Here is a 16,495-nt window from a genome sequence, read left to right as displayed (position 1 = left end):
ACCCTACGTACCCGTGTTCGGCCGTGCGCGCTGTCGCGCGGGTTGCCCCAACCCGCCTTGCGGGTGACGTTGATCCGATACGTTGGTCCTCATGCGCCGTGTCGTGCCGCTCATCGCCGCCTTGGCCCTGCTCGGGGGCTGCTCGCAAGCCACGGACGGGTCCGCCAACCCCGGTGGTTCGACGCCGACGACCACCGCGTCGGGCCAGGCGTCCGGGTCGGGCAAGCCCTCCTCGACGACGAAGGAGCCGGCCAAGCGCCCGAAGACGATCAACATCGACGACGTGGACCCGTGCACGCTGCTGACCGAGGCCCAGCGCGCCGAGTTCGGCCTGGACCGGCCGCCGCAGCCGGGCGGGCAGCCGGACAAGAAGAGCTGCACGATCAGCCGCGAGGACCGCAAGTACTTCGTCGGCCTGACCGCCGACACCACGGCGGGCATCGACGACTACGCCAAGTCGGTCGGCAAGGTGACCAAGCTGGAGGTCGGCGGCTTCCCCGCGCTGATGATCGAGGCGACGACCCAGCTCGGCGTCTCCTGCTCCGTCACGGTGGACGTCTCGGACGGCCAGGTGGTCGACGTGCAGGCCTCCAGCGTCGACGAGACCGACATCCCGACCCTGTGCCAGGTCGTCCAGCCGGTCGCGGCCGCGGTGGTCGCCAACGTGAACAAGTAGAACTATTCCCTTTGCAGGTGGAACCGGTCACCTGCGTCATGCATCAGAGCTAAAGTCGTCCCAGATGCACACGCTGGGGTATGTGCAGCACTGAGGAGGGGTGTGCCGTGTACATCGCGGATGGTGGTGGCGGAGGAACGACGCCGACGACGCTGCCCGACTACAGCGGGGCGCAGCGCAAGTTGAGCATCGAGCCCTCGGCGATCCCGGCCGCGCGCAAGGTGTTCTCGGACGCGCTGGACCAGCTCGAGACGAAGCTCGCCAACGCGATGACGCAGCTCGAAGCGAAGCCCTGGGCGGGCGACCCGGTGAGCGACGAGACCGCGCAGCGGTTCAACCAGGACACCTTCAAGTCCGGGGACTCGGCCGGCGTGGTGGCGCTCAAGGCGTACCGCGAGCAGCTCAAGGGCGTGGTCGACCAGCTCACCGCGATCGAGGCCGACTACCGCCGGGTCGAAGGCGACAACTCCGCGTCCTGGGGACGCATCCACAACGGCTGAACCTTGCTGACCTACGCACCCGAGGGGGGCGAGCACGATGGGTGACCACCGCTGGCGCGGGTATGCCCACCCCGATCTCTACCGGATGATCAACGAGGGTCCGGGCGTTGCCGCGTCCCGGCCGCTCGAGGACTCCTGGAAGTCGCTGTCCGAGACCCTGGGCGAGATCGACGTCTCGATCAAGGAAGGGCTCGCCAAGCTCGGCGCGAGCTGGGAGGGCGACACCGCCGACACCACGACGGCCACGCTGTCGCCGCTCGCCGCGTGGGCGGAGGACGCCCAGCAGGGTTCGAGCACGATGGAGACCTCCGCCCAGCTGCAGGCGGACTACATCGCGAACGCCCGCAAGGAGATGCCCGAGCCGGTCCCGGTGACAACCGAGGCGCCGTCGCTCGGCGACAAGATCCTCGGCGGGCTGACCGGTCCGGTCGGGATGATGCACGTCATCCAGCAGCAGCAGGACCACGAGCAGCAGGAAGCGGCGCAGGACAACGCCGAGGCCAAGGCTGTCGAGGTGATGAACAACTACCAGTCCAGCAGCGAGTGGAACGCCGACACGCTGGGCAAGTTCGTCCCGCCGCCGCAGGTCGTGATCGACACCCCGCCGCCCGCCGGCGCGGGCGAGTTCAACAACACGCGCGCGAACTACAACGCCACCCCGACGTGGACGCCGCCGGCCGACAGCGGTGGCACCACGAACACGTCGTGGGCCCCGCCGTCGACCGGCACGCCCGTGCCGCAGCCCGGCCTGGTGCCCGGCACCGGCGGCAACACGAACACCTCGTGGGCGCCCCCGCCGACCGGCGGGCCGACGCCGACGCCTCCGCCGACGGTCAACCCCCCGGTGAACCTGCCGCCGAAGCCGCCCGTCGGCCCGATGCCCCCTCCCCAGTGGGTCCCGCCGAAGCCGCCGAACAACGGCCCGCAGGTCCCGCCGAGGGTGCCGACCGGTCCCGGCGGTCCGCCGCGTCCCGGCCTGCCGACCGGCCGCGGCCCCGGCATGCCGGGTATGCCCGGTGTGCCCGGCCCTGGTCAGCAGGGTCCCGGCGGCATGCGTCCCGGTATGCCCGGCATGGGCGGCATGCCCGGTTCCGGCGTGCCCGGCGCGGGCATGCCCGGCGGTAGCAACCCGGCCGGCGTGCCCGGTCGCGGTGGCGCCGCGGGCGTCGGCGGCTTCGGTCCCGGCGCCGGTGGTCCCGGCGCGGCGGGTCGTCCGGGTGCGGGCGGTCCGGGCATGGCCGGTGGGGCGGCCGGCGCGCACGGCGGCAACGGCGAGGACGACATCGAGCACAAGGCAGCCGACTACCTGGTCGAGACGAACGACGTGTTCGGCGACGACCGGCTCGTCGCGCCGCCGGTGATCGGGGAAACGCCTCAGTAGGGTTCGATCCTCCGGTGCACGGGCTCGCGTCGACCTGATGCGGGCCCGTGTCCGGCGTTCAGGGGACGGGGATTTCGGTGACGTATTTCGGGGGGTCCGCGGAGCGGGAGCCGATCGAGCTCTCGGCCGAGGAGTTCGACGTGCTCTGGGAGCGCCTCGACCTGGGCCAGATGCCGTTGGTGATCAAGGTGCCGTCGCCGGGCAAGACCCACGCCGAGCGCGCCGACCTGGAACGCCGCGTCTGGCAGGGCATCGGCGCGCGCGGCCTCGGCGGCCCGACCGGGCTGCACCCGGAGCTGGACTACCTGCTGCGGCTGTTCAGCAGGCCCGAACGCGAGGTCGACGGCCGGGTGTGGATCGGCAAGAGCGTGCGCGTGCTGGCCGTGGCCAACGGTGACGAGGGCGCGGTGGCCACCTTGACCGGGGACCGGCTCACGTTCCGGCGCGCGGCGGGCAGCGGCCTGCCGTCGGCGGTGCTGGGCGCGCTGCCCGCGCACCCGGCAGGCACCGGGCACTCGGTCACCATGCCGAGCGCCGACCTGGAGGCCGCGGTCAAGAAGTCCGACGGCTCGCCCAAGAGCCTGGAGAACTCGTTGCGCCAGCACGGCGTGCGCCAGGAGGACGCCGTCACGCTGGTGAAGATGTTCACCGGGCTCGTGCACACCGGCAACTTCGGCGCGGCGGCCCGCGACAAGTACGGCAAGCGGTGCCGGCCGGACCGCGTGGTCGCGTTCTTCGACACCGAGGACGGCCGCTACCTGCAACAGCGCCGGGCGTCGAACGGCACCGCGCCGTGGAGCACGTTCAGCCCGACCGACTCGCGCCGGCTCGCGCACCAGGTCGAGGAACTGCTCGCCGAAGCGGTGCGCGCCGCGAAGTCCTGACGCCGCCGCCACGGGTGGTCATCCGCGTGGCACCGGGCCCGACGACGGCCCGGCGCGCGGCGATAGCCTGGGCGGGTGCCGTCGAAGTCCGTTGACCCCCACGAGGTTCGCGCCGCGGTCGAGGCCGTACTGCCCTGGCTCGCCGGCGAGGCCGAGCGGCCGGACCGCCCGGTGCTGGCCGCGGCCGTGCGGCTGAGCCTGCGCACGCTGGAGCAGGTCGCGCCGGGCCGCAGCGTGGAGGTGCGGGTGCCGCCGTTCGCCGCCGTGCAGTGCGTGGCGGGCCCCCGGCACACCCGCGGCACGCCGCCGAACGTGGTCGAGACCGACCCGCGCACGTGGCTGGAACTGGCCGTCGGCAGGCTCGGGTGGGCCCAGGCGGTGGCGGACGCCAAGGTCACCGCGTCCGGGAGCCGGGCCGATCTCTCAACCCTGCTCCCGGTGCTCCGCTTCTAGCTAAGCTCGACCGCGTGAAGGCGCTCAAGGCGTGTCTCGCCATCCTCGCGGTCGGAACCCTCCTCGTCGGTTGCAGCTCGGACTGGGAGGAAGAGGTCCGGTTCAAGGTCACCCGGATCACGCCCGAGCACGAGGCCGTCCCGGGGAAGACGTCCCCGCCCTACGTGGTCCTCGCGCTGGACCAGGACGACCCCGGCGCGAAGGTGTCCCTCAAGACCGCCGGGGCCGACATCGACCGCTTCCCCGACGGCATCAAGGTCGGCGACTCGGTGATCTGCCAGGTGCGCCAGGTCGAGAAGAACAACCTCGACGGCCTCGAACCGGAGTCCGAAGTCGGTCCTTGCCGCTTGGCCTAGAACCAGGACCCGACGGTCTTGTCCCAGGCCTTGCCGACGCCCTCGACCGCGTCGCGGCCCAGCTCGACCACGTCGCCGACACCGCCCACGACCACGTCCCCGGCGTCGTTGAGGATCTCCTTGCCCGTGTTGAGCAGACCGGTACCCGCCTCGGACCAGTTGCCGTTGACCGCGTCGCGACCGGCGTTCCAGAGCCCGGTGCCCGCGTCCTTCGCCAGGTCGGCCGCGCCGACGGCCGTGCCGCCGACGAAGTCCACCACCGGCCCGACGCCGGGGAGGTGCGAGCCGGGCAGCGACGGGCCGAGCGGGTTCTCGTCCCAGTCCTGCGAGGTCACCGAGCCGCCGTCGCCGGTCGCGATCCGGGCCAGGTTCTGCACCGACTCCGAACCCTCGGTGTAGTACTCGGAGTGCGCGCCCACCAGGGACGTGCCGTCGGTGGTGCCGAAGGTCCGCGCGCCGAACCGGTCGTCGTACGGGCCGATCGAGGAGCCGTCCTCGGTGAACCAGCTGGAACTGGTGCCCTGCACGACCGGGTCGTGCTCGGTCGCGCCGACGTAGACGTGACCGGGGCCCGCGGAGAGCTGGTCGACGTTCGACGCGCCGACGCCGGGCGAGCCGATGAACGCGATGTCGTCCGCGGCGAGGCCGTTCATGCCCGCGTAGCCGACGGTGGTGGAGCCGTAGGAGTGGCCGATCACGGTCACGTGCGGGTCGTGGCCCGCGGCCTCGGCGGCGGCGCGGTAGCCGTTGACGTCGGCGACGAGGTTCGCGCCACCCTCGCGGGCCTGCGCGGGGTTGTCGACCTCGCCGATCGCCCAGCCGGGCGCGTCGTAGCCGAGCCACTGGATGGTGGCGTTGCCGTCCGCGCCCATCTGCTCGCGCAGGTTCGCGGCCTGGCTGAGGCCGAAGCTGCCCAGGTCCGAACCGGTGCCCGGCACGCAGACCGCGAGGTTGTTCGCGGTGTCCGGGTCGCCGTACGCGACCGCCATGCCGCCGTCGCCACGCGGGCCGTACGGGTCGTAGGCGAGGAGGCGGACATCGCTCTCGTCCCAGCCCTTCTTGACGGCGATCTGCTCGGCGTTCTCGAGGCTGTCCGCGGCCTTCTGCGCGTTCTCGGCCTTGGTGGCGGCTTCCTGGCGCTGCTCGCTGAGCGACGCGTACTGCTCGTCGTTCATGAGCTTGGTCAGGTCGTCGGAGTTGTTCGGGTCGAGGCCCAGCTCCCGCGCCCGCTCGGCCAGCTGCGCGTCGAGCTGGTCGCGCTGGTCGCCGAAGCGCTGGAGGTCGTCCGCGATGCGCATCCGGTTGGCCTGGTCCAGCACGCCGGACGGCAGGCCGCGCAGCTGGCCGAGCTCCTGGAACTTGGTGCGCAGCAGCTCGTCCTGCTGCTCCTTGGTCAGCGACTTCCACCAGGCGGCGACCTGCTTGGGGTCGGTGCCGGGACCGGGCACGGTGGCGGACGTGCGCATGGCCGCGACGGCGGTGTTCCAGCCGGGGTCCTTGCTCGCGGTCTCCTCGAAGCCGGGCCGGACCTTGGTGAGCGCGTCGGCGTAGGAGCGGAGCACGCGCTCGTAGCCGGTCTTGACGTTGTTCAGCTGCTCGTTGACGCGGCTGGCCAGCTCACGGGTCTGCGCCTCGTCCAACGCGGGCGAGCGACCGCGCCAGAAGTCGATCAGCTGGTCGGCGCTGCCGCGCATCTGGGTGTAGGCGCGGGACGCGGCCTGGACGATGTCGGCGCCCGCGCCCAGCCGCTCGCCGGCCACGGTCGCGGACTTCGCGGACAGCTCGGCGCGCGCGCCGAAACCCGCCGCGGCGTCGCCCTGCCAGCTGGAGGTGGCCGTGCTGCCGCCCGACGAGACCGCCTGCCCCGCGCGGCCGACGGCGCTCATCGCGCCGGTGATGGGGTCGGAGGCCGCCGCGACCCGGCCCGCGTCGCCCGCGGCCAGCTGCCCGTACAGGACCTCAGGGTCGGTGAAGCTCACGCCATGCCCCCTTCGATGCCGCGGAACGAGGTGTTCGAGTCGTCGTCCGCGCGCTGGTAGGCGTCGGCGTTCTCGTTGAGGCCGTCACCGGCGTCTCGGTACCAGGCGCTGCCCCGGCGCAGGTCGTCGGACTGCTCGCCGGACCACTTGGCCAGCGCGTCGACGAACTCCGCCGCCGCGGGCACCTGGCCGAGCGCGTCGGCGTCGAGCCTGAGCATGGAGATCATCTCCGCGCCGTCGCCTGCCGCGTCCGCGCCTTCGTGGAACTGCTTGGACGCCTCGCGCAACGTCTCTGGTCGCACCCCGAACACGATCGCCCACCCTTCGCGCCGCCTGCCGCCGGCAATGCGACGCACGTTCACCCGTCCCGGTTCCCTCGCCCCACTGGTCCAGGAGGGGGAGAAATCCGCCCGTCGGTGATCACTCAAAGGTGATCTTGCCAGCGTCGAACAGCAGTTCGACCATTGACACATGACATTGTTGCTCCAGGCGTCCGGGCTCATGGTCGTCATCGCCCTGCACGAATCGGCGGAACGCCTCCGCCGATTCGCCGTCGCCTACCTGACCCGAACACGGCCCCGCGCACGCCACCGCCTGCTCAGTCCTCGCCAGATCCGTTGGCAGCGCTGGAAGTCCGCGCTCGCGGACTACCTCGTGGCCCGCTTCGCCGAGGTCGCGGTGGACGCCGTGCCCTACCCGCCCATCCCGGTGCGACCCGACCCCGAGACGTCCCGCCCGCCGGCCTGGGACGCGCTGGACCCACCTCCCCGAATGGCCCAGTCCGAAGAGCCTGAGCTGGTCGAGGACGACCGGTGGGACGACGACCGGACGCCCACCACCGACTACGCCTTGCCGAACGGCGCGCCGCCCGACCTGTCGGCGGAGGAGCCCGGAACCTGGCCCGTGGCGTGGCCGGAAGCGTCGCCGGAATCGTGGGCGGAGCCGTGGTCCGAGCCGTCGCCGGAGCCGTGGGCGGAGGCGTGGTCCCGGCCGTCGCCGGAACTCTGGACGGAGGCGTGGTCCCGGCCGTCGCCGCAGCCGTGGGCAGACTCCTGGACGGAGCCGTTGCCGGAGTCGTGGGCCGAGCCGTGGACGGAGGCGTGGGCGCAACCGTGGGTCGAGCCGCGGGCCGCGCACGCCGGCACCTACTTCACCGGCCACCTCGACGAGCCCGCTTACGCGAACCCCGTCACCGGACGGCACGCGGCCGCCGAACCGACCTCCGGCCGCCACGCCCTCCGCGAGCCCGCCTAGCGGCGCAGCAGCTCGTCGATCTCCTCCGGCTTCATCGGCTTGGCGAAGAACCAGCCCTGGCCGGTGTCGCAGCCGATCCGGTGCAGGCGCTTGGCCTGCGCCGGCGTCTCGACCCCCTCGGCGGTGACGCCCAGTTGCAGCGCGTGCGCCAGTTGCACGAGCGTCGACACGATCTGGGCGTCCACCGCGTCTTCCTCATCCGCCGCGCGCAGGCCCTCCATGAACGAGCCCGCGATCTTCAGCTCGTGCACGGGCAGGTGCTTGAGGTAGGCGAGGTTCGAGTAGCCGGTGCCGAAGTCGTCGATCGCGATCCGCACGCCCATCTCCGACAACGCCCGCAGCGCCTCCAGCGGCTCGTCGGCGGTGCCCATGATCGCGCTCTCGGTCAGCTCGAGCTGCAGGTGGTGGGGCGGCAGCGCGCACTCGTCCAGGATCCGCTTCACGTCCCGCACCAGCTCCGGGTCGCGGGACTGCCGCACGGCCAGGTTCACCGACACGAACGGCGCGGAGTCGCCGAACTCCTGCAGCCACCGCCGCGCCTGCTCGCACGCCCGCCGCAGCACCCACCGGCCCAGCGGGACGATCAGCCCGGTCTCCTCGGCCAGCTCGATGAACCGGTCCGGCGCCAGCCGCCCGAACTCCGGGTGCTGCCAGCGCACGAGCGCCTCCACGCCGACCACGGTGCTGTCCTCCAGCCGCACCAGCGGCTGGTAGTCCACGTAGAACTCGTCGCGCTCCAACGCCGCCGGCATCGTCGCCGACAGGGTGAACCGGGCGACCTCCTTGGCGTTGCGCTCCGGGTTGTACAGCGCCCACCGCGACTTGCCGTCCGCCTTCGCCCAGTACAGCGTGATGTCCGCGTCACGCATCAGGTCGGCCGCCGTGGTGCCCGACAGCGCGCGCTCCACGATGCCGATCGACGCCGACACGGTCAGCTCGTGCCCGCCGATCCGGATCGGCGACTCCAGCTCGCGCAGCACGCGGTCGGCGACGTTGACGATGTCCTGCGTGTCCTGCGAGCCCTCCACCAGGATGACGAACTCGTCGCCACCCATCCGGGCGACGAGCTTGCCCTCGCCGGACACCGAGTGGTCAAGCCGCCGCCCGACCTCGACCAGCAGCTGGTCGCCGATGTCGTGGCCGAGGCTGTCGTTGATCACCTTGAACCCGTCCAGGTCCAGGTAGCACAGGCCGGCGCGGTGGCGCGCCCGGTTGTTGAACACCCGGCCGAGGCGCTCCAGGAACAGCGCGCGGTTCGGCAGGCCGGTCAACGGGTCGTGCAACGCCTGGTAGCGCAGCCGGTTCTGCAGCAGGTGGCGGTCGGTGACGTCCTCGATCATCGCCACCTGGTACTGCGGGTCGCCGTGGTCGTCGCGCACCAGCGACAGCGTCAGGTGCGTCCACACCTGCTCGCCGTCGGCCCGGCGGAACCGCTTCTCCGCCCGGTAGTGGTCGCACTCGCCCGCGGTGAGCTGGTCGTACAGCCGCCAGACGCTGCCGCCGTCCTCCGGGTGCATCAGGTCGCGGATGTTGTACTGCCGCATCTCCTCGACGCTGAACCCGAGCATGTCCTGCAACGCCTGGTTCACGTCCAGGATCCGGCCCTCGATGTCGGCGATGCCGATGCCGATCGCGGCCTCGGTGAACATCGCCCGGAACCGCGCCTCGGACGCGCGCAACGCGGCTTCGGCCTGGTCACGGGCGTCCAGCACGGCCGCGCGGATCGCCTCCTGCTCGGCCAGCGTGCGTTCGCGCAGCGCACGGGCGTACCCGGCGGCCAACGCGCCCTGCAACGCGGCCAGCCGCGACCGCATCAGCTCGTCCGGCTGGATGTTCAGCTCGCCGAGCAGGTCGTCGCCGAGCAGCTGCACGGTGCGGCCGAGCGTGTCGGTGCCGGTGAAGTGCGCCTCGACCAGGCGTGCGCCGATCTCGTAGCCGGGCGCGGTGCGGAACGGGCTGGCGTGCAGGGCGTGCACCAGCACCTCGGTCAACGCCTGGAGGTGCTCGGCGACCTCGGCCCGCGTCATCGGGACGTAGCTGCTGCCGATGACGGCGGTGGCCCAGGTGCGGGCGAAGGACTCCGCCCCGGCCAGTACGGCGGGGTCGAGGTTCGATCGGCCCGGTGCTGCCACCCGATGGTCAACCTGTTCCGTCATGTCCGCCGGCCTACCGCCACAACCCAGAGGATACGGCCGGTCGCGGGGCGCGGTCGACAACCCGGCCCGGTCCGCGATCGGCGTCGTCGCCGCTCATCAGGCCTTCCGCCCGACGCCGCCGAAGCTGATGAAGTGGGCGGCGTCGGCGTCCACGTCGTCGGGCGACTCCGGCCGCCACAGCGGCAGCCGCGCCACCCCGGGCTCGACCAGCTCGAAACCGTCGAACATGGCCTCGACCTCGCGTTTCGGCCGGAAGCACATCTCGCTGACGCCCCGGTCGTAGACGCTCTTCGCGTCGTCCCACGTGGGGTCCCACTCGCCTTCCTCGAACCCGGCGTGCGAGATCGCCAGGTAGCTGCCGTCCGGGAGGGCGTCGCGGTAGTCGCCCACGATCCCGCGGGGGTCCTCGGCGTCGGGCACGAAGTGCAGCAGCGCGATCATCAGCACGCCGATCGGCTCGTCGAAGTCCAGCAGGCCCTGCACCTCGGGCGAGGCCAGCACCTGCTTGGCGTCGCGCACGTCGGTCTGCAGCACGTTCACCAGCTCGTTCCCGGTGAGGATGGCCCGGCTGTGCGCGACCGCGACGGCGTCCATGTCCACGTACACCACGCGCGCGGACGGGTCGGTGGCCTGGGCGATCTCGTGCACGTTGCCGACCGTCGGGATGCCGGAGCCCAGGTCGAGGAACTGGCGGATGCCCCGCGACAGCATGAACCGCACGGCCCGGCGCAGGAACGCCCGGTGGTTGAGCACGATGCTCTTGATCACCGGCACGTCCGCGAGGACCTTGTCGGCGACCGCCCGGTCGACGGCGAAGTTGTGCGCGCCGCCGAGCCAGTAGTCGTAGACCCGCGCGATGCTCGGGCGGGCCAGATCGATGTCGCCCGGCGCCCAGGTGGGCCGCTCCACGCTGTCCACTCGAAATCTCCTCCGACGTGCTCGTGTCCCACCGTTGCGGTGACACCCACATCATGGGCCAATCCGGTGAGTTAGCACACCGTCGGATCGCGCGAGTTCTTCAATCACCCACCTCGGATCTGATCACCGGGAAGAATGACGGCCTTGTGGAGCACCTGTGGATCGCGGGCGCGGTCGTCTCGGTGGCGGCGCTGGTCTGGCTCGTGGTCGGCCGCCGCCGCGAGCGCGGTGTGGTCAAGCCCGTCCTGCTCGGTGCGATCGGCGCGTTCCTGCTGGTCACGGGCTGGTTGTTCGCCGTGGACCCGACCGCGCCGAAGCACGAGGCGATCAAGACCGGCGGGCTCGCGGGCGGCGCGCTCGTCGCCCTGTACGCGCTGTGGCTCAACGACCGCCGGCGGCGCACGGACGAGGACCGGCAGCGGATCGAGTCCGCGCGGCAGGCGTTGGAGAACGCGCGGGCCGAACACGATCGGTCGCGGGTCGCCGACGAGCGGTTCGCCCGATCGGTTGAACTGCTCGGTCACGACGCGGAGCAGGTCCGGGTGGGCGCGATGCACGGGTTGGCGGGGCTGGCGCGGTCGCGCGCCGAGTACACCCAGACCGTGCTCGACGTGCTGTGCGCGTACCTCCGGCGGCCGTTCGAGGAGACGCTCGCGGACGACGACGTGGTGGCCCGGGACGAGCGGGAGCTGGAGGTCCGGCTCACCGCCCAGCGCCTGATCGCCGACCTGCTGCCCCGCGCCGGCACCGCCGACGCGCCCCTCTACAACCTGGACCTGACCAGGGCGCACCTGGAGTACTTCGACCTGTCCCACCGCCAGGTCGGCGACCTCGTGCTGCGGGCGGCGCACCTGCGGGAGTCGAACTCGGCGCACCACGCGGTCGTGCACGGCGGCGCCTGGTTCACCGACGCGGTCAGCGACGGGCGGCTGCACCTGCACGACATGGTCTTCCACGGCAAGGCGTGGTTCAGCCGGTTCAGGTGCCACGACACCGCCGACTTCACCGCCACGAGGTTCCTCGGCCCGAACAAGTTCGCCGGGGTCAGGTTCACCGCGCCGGCGAAGTTCGCGGACTGCGAGTTCGCGGAGCCGATCGACTTCGCGGACGCCAACTTCCGCGGCGGTGTGCACCTGGGGTTGGCGAAACCCCAGCGAGCGCGCACGCACGCCATGTACGTGTCCCTGGAGCACGAGAACGCCCTGCCCGACGGCTGGGCGGTGGAGCGCCGCGACGACAGCGGCCTCGGACTGGTCAGGAGCTGACGTGCGGGGACGCTGGTTGTTGGTGGCGAGCGTGCTCGCCGCGGTCGTGGTGACGGTCGCGACGACCGCCCTGCTCGTCCTGGTCGACCCCAGGCAGCCGAAGGCGGAGGCGATCAAGACCGGCGGGTTGGCCGGCGGCGCGGTCGTGGCGCTGTACGCGCTGTGGCTCAACGACCGCCGGCGGCGCACCGAGGAGGCGCGGCACGACCTGGAGAGCGAGAAGGTCGCCGACGAGCGGTTCGCGCGGGCCGTCGAGCTGCTCGGCAACGAAGCCGACCAGGTCAGGGTGGGCGCCATGCACGTGCTCGCGAGCCTGGCCCACACCACGCCGCGCTACAAGCAGACCGTGCTGAGCGTGCTGTGCGCGTACCTGCGGCGGCCGTTCGAGCACGAGGCGATCGACGAGAAACCCGAAGACCCGGAGCAGGCCTTCTTCGGCAAGACGCGCAAGGTCGACCCGGCCCACGACCACGAGATGACCGTCCGGATGACCGCGCAACGGCTCATCACGGACATGCTGCCGTGGGGCGAGGACACCGACGACCTGCGGTACCACCTGGACCTGACCGGGGCGAAGCTCGTGCACTTCCGGCTGGAGGGCCGCCGGTTCGGCCGGCTGGTCGCCCGACGGGCGCAGTTCTACGGGATCACGCAGTTCGGGGAGGCCGAGCTGGGCAAGCCCGCGCTGTTCTCCGGCGCCACGTTCCACGGTCGGGTGAACTTCCGGGACGGGAGGTTCGAGGGCGGCATCTCGTTCCAGGACACCACGTTCAAGGGGGAGGTCAACGTCACGGGCGCCCAGGTCGGCACCTTCCTGCACGTGTCGCCGCAACCGCCGGCGCGGCTGGTCGGCACGCTGGAGGTGCTGGCGGGCACCGCGTTCCGCAACGACCCGGCGGGCTGGCCGCTAACCGGCGACGGGCAGCCCCCGGCCCGCCTCCAGGACCATGTCCAGCAGGACTGACGCCGCCGCGCTCACCGTCGGCGCGGTGACCACGGCGGTCTCGGCGGTCGGCGCGTCGACCAGCTCCACGAACCGCGCCCGGGTCTGCTTGGCCGCGAACGACGCCGGCACCAGCGCCACGCCGAGGCCGAAGCCTACGAAGTCCAGCAGCGAGTGCACGTCGTTGACCTCGACCGCCACCCTCCGGTCCACGCCGGCGGTGGCCAGCGCGCGGTCCACGTCGTCGCGCGTGCCCCAGTCGGGGTTGAAGTCGACGAACGGCTGACCGGCCAGCTCGGCCAGCCGCACGGACTCCCGTTCGGCGAACGGCAGCTCCGGCGCGCACGCCAGCACCAGCGGTTCACTCGACAGGGTGGACACCGACAGGTCGTCGCCCACCCGCCCGGACGTGACGAACGCGAGGTCCAGCCGGCCGGCGCGGACCAGGTCCACCAGCTCGCCCGAGCCCGCCTGGCGCAACCGCAGCTCGACGCCGGGGTGCAGCTCGTGGAACCGGGCCAGCACAGCGGGCAGGTGCACGGCGTGCAGGCACTGGATGCTGCCGACGGCCAGCGTGCCCCGCAGCAGCCCCTGCACCGCGGCCACCGCGTCCCGCGCGGCGTCGATCGTGCCGAGCACGCGCCGCGCCTCGACCAACAGCGCGCGGCCGGCCTGGGTCAGCTCGACCTGCCGGGTGCTGCGCACGAACAGCGGCGCGCCCAGCTCCACCTCCAGCGCCCGGATCGACGCGGAGAGCCCGGACTGGGCCACGTGCATGCGCCGGGCGGCACGGGTGAAGTGGCACTCCTCGGCCACGGCCACGAAGTACTCGAGCTGCCGGAGTTCCACGATTCATCACCCGTACTGCTGAATGGCATCAGCTTCTTCTGTTGGACAGCTTAATGCCTACCGCTCAAGCTGGGCGTGCACAAGGACGACACGAGGTCGCGGAGTGGCGGCGATCCGACACAGGAGGGATGCCCACCATGCTGACTCGCCGAATCGGAGGAGTCGAGGTCAGTGCCATCGGCCTGGGCGCGATGCCGATGTCGCTGGAGGGCCGACCCGATCGCGCCCAGGCGATCGGGACGATCCGCGCGGCGCTGGACAAGGGCGTCACGCTGATCGACACGGCGGACGCGTACTCGGCCGACGACCGCGACTTCGGGCACAACGAAGAGCTGATCGCCGAGGCGCTGAAGGGCGTGAACGGCGTCATGGTCGCCACCAAGGGCGGCCACACCCGCGTACCCGGCGGCGGCTGGGAGGTCGACGGGCGGCCGGAGTACCTGAAGGCGGCGTGCGAGGCGTCGTTGCGCCGCCTCGGCGTGGACGCGATCGACCTCTACCAGTTCCACCGGCCCGACCCGGCGGTGCCGACCGCCGAGTCCGTCGGCGCGCTGGCCGAGCTGCTGGACGCGGGCAAGATCAAGCTCGCGGGCGTGTCCAACTTCAACCCCGCGCAGATCCGGGAAGCCGACGAGGTCCTGGGCGGCCGGCTGGCGAGCGTGCAGAACCAGTTCTCGCCCGCGTTCCGCGGAAGCGAGCCGGAACTGGAGCTGTGCGCCGAGCTGGACATCGCGTTCCTGCCGTGGAGCCCGTTGGGCGGCATGAGCGCGGCCGGGCGGCTGGGTGAGCGGTTCGGCGCGTTCGCCGAGGTCGGCCGGGCGCACGGGGTGAGCCCGCAGCAGGTGTGCCTGGCGTGGATGCTCGCCAAGGCGCCCCAGGTCGTGCCGATCCCGGGCTCGTCGCGGCCGGCGAGCATCGCCGACTCGGCCGACGCCGTGCACCTGCGGCTGTCGGAGGAGGAGCTGAAGCGCCTGGACGGGTGACTCCTGCGGATGCGGCGGCGGACGTCCGGCCTGACGATCTAGGCCGGACGTACCAGCACTGCCGACCGAATGGGGGCGTTGATGGCGGCGCACACCCGACTGCACAGCTTGATCACCCGACTGGGTGTCCTCACGATCACGTTGGCGGTCGTGCCCGCGCCCGTCGCCGACGCGCTGCCCGAAGGTTCCGCGGACCACTTCGCGGGCTCGCAGATCGCCAAGCACGAGGGCGGGAACCGCACCGCGCAGCACCGGCCGCGGACCGGGGACTCCGTGCCCGGCATGGACGTCAGCAGCCACCAGGGTGACGTCGACTGGGAGAAGGCGTGGGCGGACGGCGCGCGGTTCGCCTACGTCAAGGCCACCGAGGGCACCGGGTACCGCAACCCGCACTTCGCCCAGCAGTACGACGGTTCCCACGCCGTCGGCATGATCCGCGGCGCGTACCACTTCGCGCTGCCGGACCGGTCGGACGGCGCGACGCAGGCCGAGTTCTTCGCGGCCAACGGCGGCGGCTGGTCACGGGACGGCAAGACGCTGCCCGGCGCGGTCGACCTGGAGTACAACCCGTACGGCGACACGTGCTACGGCCTGGACCAGGCCGGGATGGGCGCGTGGGTGCGCGCGTTCAGCGACCGCTTCGTGCAGCGGACCGGCAGGCACCCGACCATCTACACGTCCACGAGCTGGTGGAACCGGTGCGTCGGCGAGTCGGACCGGTTCGGCGACACGAGCCCGCTGTGGGTGGCGCACTACGCCGACGAGCTCGGGCCGCTGCCGCACGGGTGGGACTACCAGACGATCTGGCAGTGGCAGGCCGCCGGGCTGTTCCCCGGCGACCAGAACCTCTTCAACGGCAACGACGAACAGTTGCTCAGGGTGGCACTCGGGTAGCGCCGTTGCTCCGTTTTCGTGACTAATTCACAAGAACCCTGGTGAACTGGTTAGAGGTGCAGCACACTGCCCAACGAGTCAACTCCCTGCACTGACTCGAGGAGTCACCATGAACAACCTCGCACGTACCGCCACTGCTCTGGTGACCTGCGTCGGACTGGCCGTGCTCGGCTTGACCGGCACCGCGCAGGCCGCACCCGTCGTCGAAGACCACGCCATGGGCTCGCAGATCGCCAAGCACGAAGGCGGCGGCGGCCGGCGCATCGCCATCCCGACCGACCCGAGCGCCCAGGCCGTCGTGTACGGCATCGACGTCAGCGGGCACCAGGGCAACGTCGACTGGAACTACTGGTGGGGCCAGGGCAAGCGGTTCGCCTACGTCAAGGCGACCGAGAGCACCACCTACCGCAACCCGTACTTCGCCCAGCAGTACAACGGGTCCTACAACGTCGGCATGATCCGCGGCGCGTACCACTTCGCGCTGCCGGACCGGTCCGCCGGCGCCACCCAGGCCGACTACTTCGTCAACAACGGCGGCGGTTGGTCGCGGGACGGCAAGACCCTGCCCGGCGCGCTGGACATGGAGTACAACCCCTACGGCTCCACGTGCTACGGCCTGTCCAAGGCGAGCATGACGGCCTGGATCAAGTCGTTCAGCGACCGCTACCAGGCCCGCACCGGCCGCTGGCCGGTCATCTACACGTCCACGAGCTGGTGGAGCCAGTGCGTGAGCGGCGACTTCAGCTCCACCAACCCGCTGTGGGTCGCGCGCTACTCGTCCACCGTCGGCACCCTGCCGTACGCGTGGCCGTTCTACACGTTCTGGCAGTACTCGTCCTCGCCGATCGACCAGAACCAGTTCAACGGCGCCTACGACCGGCTCCAGGCACTGGCCAACGGCTGAGCACGAGGTGGCCGGCCGGGGGGGCCCCCCGCCCCCCCACCCCCCGCAGTGGTAAAACCCCCGGCGGGTGGCCCACCACGGCAAGCCCCACGCGGGCCCC

At 71.8% G+C, this 16,495-nt stretch carries 17 protein-coding genes; 12 read left to right on the top strand and 5 right to left on the bottom strand.

Annotated elements, in window-relative coordinates:
- The first annotated feature begins 91 nt into the window (after positions 1 to 91).
- The 6 genes from ABTZ99_RS31380 to ABTZ99_RS31355 all read left to right on the top strand — a co-directional run bounded on the left by ABTZ99_RS31380 (position 92) and on the right by ABTZ99_RS31355 (position 4,250).
- A complete protein-coding gene (locus tag ABTZ99_RS31380) occupies positions 92 to 676 on the top strand; it encodes a DUF3558 domain-containing protein (RefSeq protein WP_498771878.1) in 585 nt (194 codons plus the stop codon).
- A gap of 107 nt (positions 677 to 783) precedes the next feature.
- Positions 784 to 1,176, top strand: a complete 393-nt coding sequence (locus ABTZ99_RS31375) for a transcriptional regulator (RefSeq protein WP_498771876.1) — start codon at positions 784 to 786, stop codon at positions 1,174 to 1,176.
- Between the two features lie 37 nt (positions 1,177 to 1,213).
- Positions 1,214 to 2,557, top strand: coding sequence for a PPE domain-containing protein (locus ABTZ99_RS31370; RefSeq protein WP_499616409.1), 1,344 nt, complete (start codon positions 1,214 to 1,216; stop codon positions 2,555 to 2,557).
- A gap of 77 nt (positions 2,558 to 2,634) precedes the next feature.
- Positions 2,635 to 3,441 carry an ESX secretion-associated protein EspG gene (locus ABTZ99_RS31365; protein WP_498771872.1) on the top strand — a complete coding sequence of 269 codons (807 nt, stop codon included), beginning with the start codon at positions 2,635 to 2,637 and terminating at the stop codon, positions 3,439 to 3,441.
- Between the two features lie 75 nt (positions 3,442 to 3,516).
- Complete coding sequence (locus ABTZ99_RS31360; protein ID WP_498771870.1) at positions 3,517 to 3,894, top strand: sterol carrier family protein; 378 nt, start codon at positions 3,517 to 3,519, stop codon at positions 3,892 to 3,894.
- A gap of 14 nt (positions 3,895 to 3,908) precedes the next feature.
- Complete coding sequence (locus ABTZ99_RS31355; protein WP_499616405.1) at positions 3,909 to 4,250, top strand: hypothetical protein; 342 nt, start codon at positions 3,909 to 3,911, stop codon at positions 4,248 to 4,250.
- On the opposite strand, the gene ABTZ99_RS31350 is transcribed toward ABTZ99_RS31355, so the two are convergent.
- Positions 4,247 to 6,229 (bottom strand): alpha/beta hydrolase, encoded by a 1,983-nt coding sequence (locus ABTZ99_RS31350; protein ID WP_499616402.1) that lies wholly within the window; start codon positions 6,227 to 6,229, stop codon positions 4,247 to 4,249. The genes ABTZ99_RS31355 and ABTZ99_RS31350 overlap by 4 nt on opposite strands.
- Positions 6,226 to 6,531: a DUF2563 family protein gene (locus ABTZ99_RS31345; protein ID WP_499616400.1), complete on the bottom strand. Its 306-nt coding sequence runs from the start codon at positions 6,529 to 6,531 to the stop codon at positions 6,226 to 6,228. The genes ABTZ99_RS31350 and ABTZ99_RS31345 overlap by 4 nt, the downstream gene beginning before the upstream one ends.
- A 169-nt stretch (positions 6,532 to 6,700) precedes the next feature.
- On the opposite strand from ABTZ99_RS31345, the gene ABTZ99_RS31340 reads away from it, so the two are divergent.
- On the top strand, positions 6,701 to 7,483 hold the full coding sequence (locus ABTZ99_RS31340; protein ID WP_499616397.1) for a hypothetical protein: 783 nt from the start codon (positions 6,701 to 6,703) through the stop codon (positions 7,481 to 7,483).
- Here ABTZ99_RS31340 and ABTZ99_RS31335 read toward each other — a convergent pair.
- Together ABTZ99_RS31335 and ABTZ99_RS31330 are read right to left on the bottom strand one after the other, a co-directional pair.
- The gene (locus tag ABTZ99_RS31335; RefSeq protein ID WP_498771860.1) at positions 7,480 to 9,639 is read right to left on the bottom strand and encodes a putative bifunctional diguanylate cyclase/phosphodiesterase; all 2,160 of its coding nucleotides are present in this window, start codon (positions 9,637 to 9,639) and stop codon (positions 7,480 to 7,482) included. The genes ABTZ99_RS31340 and ABTZ99_RS31335 overlap by 4 nt on opposite strands.
- 96 nt (positions 9,640 to 9,735) lie before the next feature.
- A complete protein-coding gene (locus ABTZ99_RS31330) occupies positions 9,736 to 10,557 on the bottom strand; it encodes an SAM-dependent methyltransferase (RefSeq protein ID WP_499616394.1) in 822 nt (273 codons plus the stop codon).
- A gap of 146 nt (positions 10,558 to 10,703) precedes the next feature.
- On the opposite strand from ABTZ99_RS31330, the gene ABTZ99_RS31325 reads away from it, so the two are divergent.
- Positions 10,704 to 11,822, top strand: coding sequence for a pentapeptide repeat-containing protein (locus tag ABTZ99_RS31325; RefSeq protein ID WP_499616391.1), 1,119 nt, complete (start codon positions 10,704 to 10,706; stop codon positions 11,820 to 11,822).
- Between the two features lies 1 nt (position 11,823).
- Entirely contained in the window at positions 11,824 to 12,786 is a 963-nt protein-coding gene (locus ABTZ99_RS31320; protein ID WP_499616389.1) for a pentapeptide repeat-containing protein, read from the top strand.
- Here ABTZ99_RS31320 and ABTZ99_RS31315 read toward each other — a convergent pair.
- Positions 12,730 to 13,614, bottom strand: coding sequence for a LysR family transcriptional regulator (locus ABTZ99_RS31315; protein WP_498771852.1), 885 nt, complete (start codon positions 13,612 to 13,614; stop codon positions 12,730 to 12,732). The genes ABTZ99_RS31320 and ABTZ99_RS31315 overlap by 57 nt on opposite strands.
- A gap of 137 nt (positions 13,615 to 13,751) precedes the next feature.
- Between ABTZ99_RS31315 and ABTZ99_RS31310 the strand changes: the two genes are divergently transcribed.
- From ABTZ99_RS31310 to ABTZ99_RS31300, 3 genes are all read left to right on the top strand, one after another.
- Positions 13,752 to 14,597 carry an aldo/keto reductase gene (locus ABTZ99_RS31310; RefSeq protein ID WP_499616386.1) on the top strand — a complete coding sequence of 282 codons (846 nt, stop codon included), beginning with the start codon at positions 13,752 to 13,754 and terminating at the stop codon, positions 14,595 to 14,597.
- 81 nt (positions 14,598 to 14,678) lie between these two features.
- Positions 14,679 to 15,491, top strand: a complete 813-nt coding sequence (locus ABTZ99_RS31305; RefSeq protein ID WP_499616383.1) for a lysozyme — start codon at positions 14,679 to 14,681, stop codon at positions 15,489 to 15,491.
- A gap of 109 nt (positions 15,492 to 15,600) precedes the next feature.
- Complete coding sequence (locus ABTZ99_RS31300; protein ID WP_498771846.1) at positions 15,601 to 16,395, top strand: lysozyme; 795 nt, start codon at positions 15,601 to 15,603, stop codon at positions 16,393 to 16,395.
- The last annotated feature ends 100 nt before the right edge of the window (positions 16,396 to 16,495 follow it).

The organism is Actinosynnema sp. NPDC002837, assembly GCF_040295345.1.
GTDB lineage: Bacteria > Actinomycetota > Actinomycetes > Mycobacteriales > Pseudonocardiaceae > Actinosynnema.
Note: the sequence above shows the minus strand (reverse complement) of the source record. Positions and strands in the feature narration are given on the sequence as shown.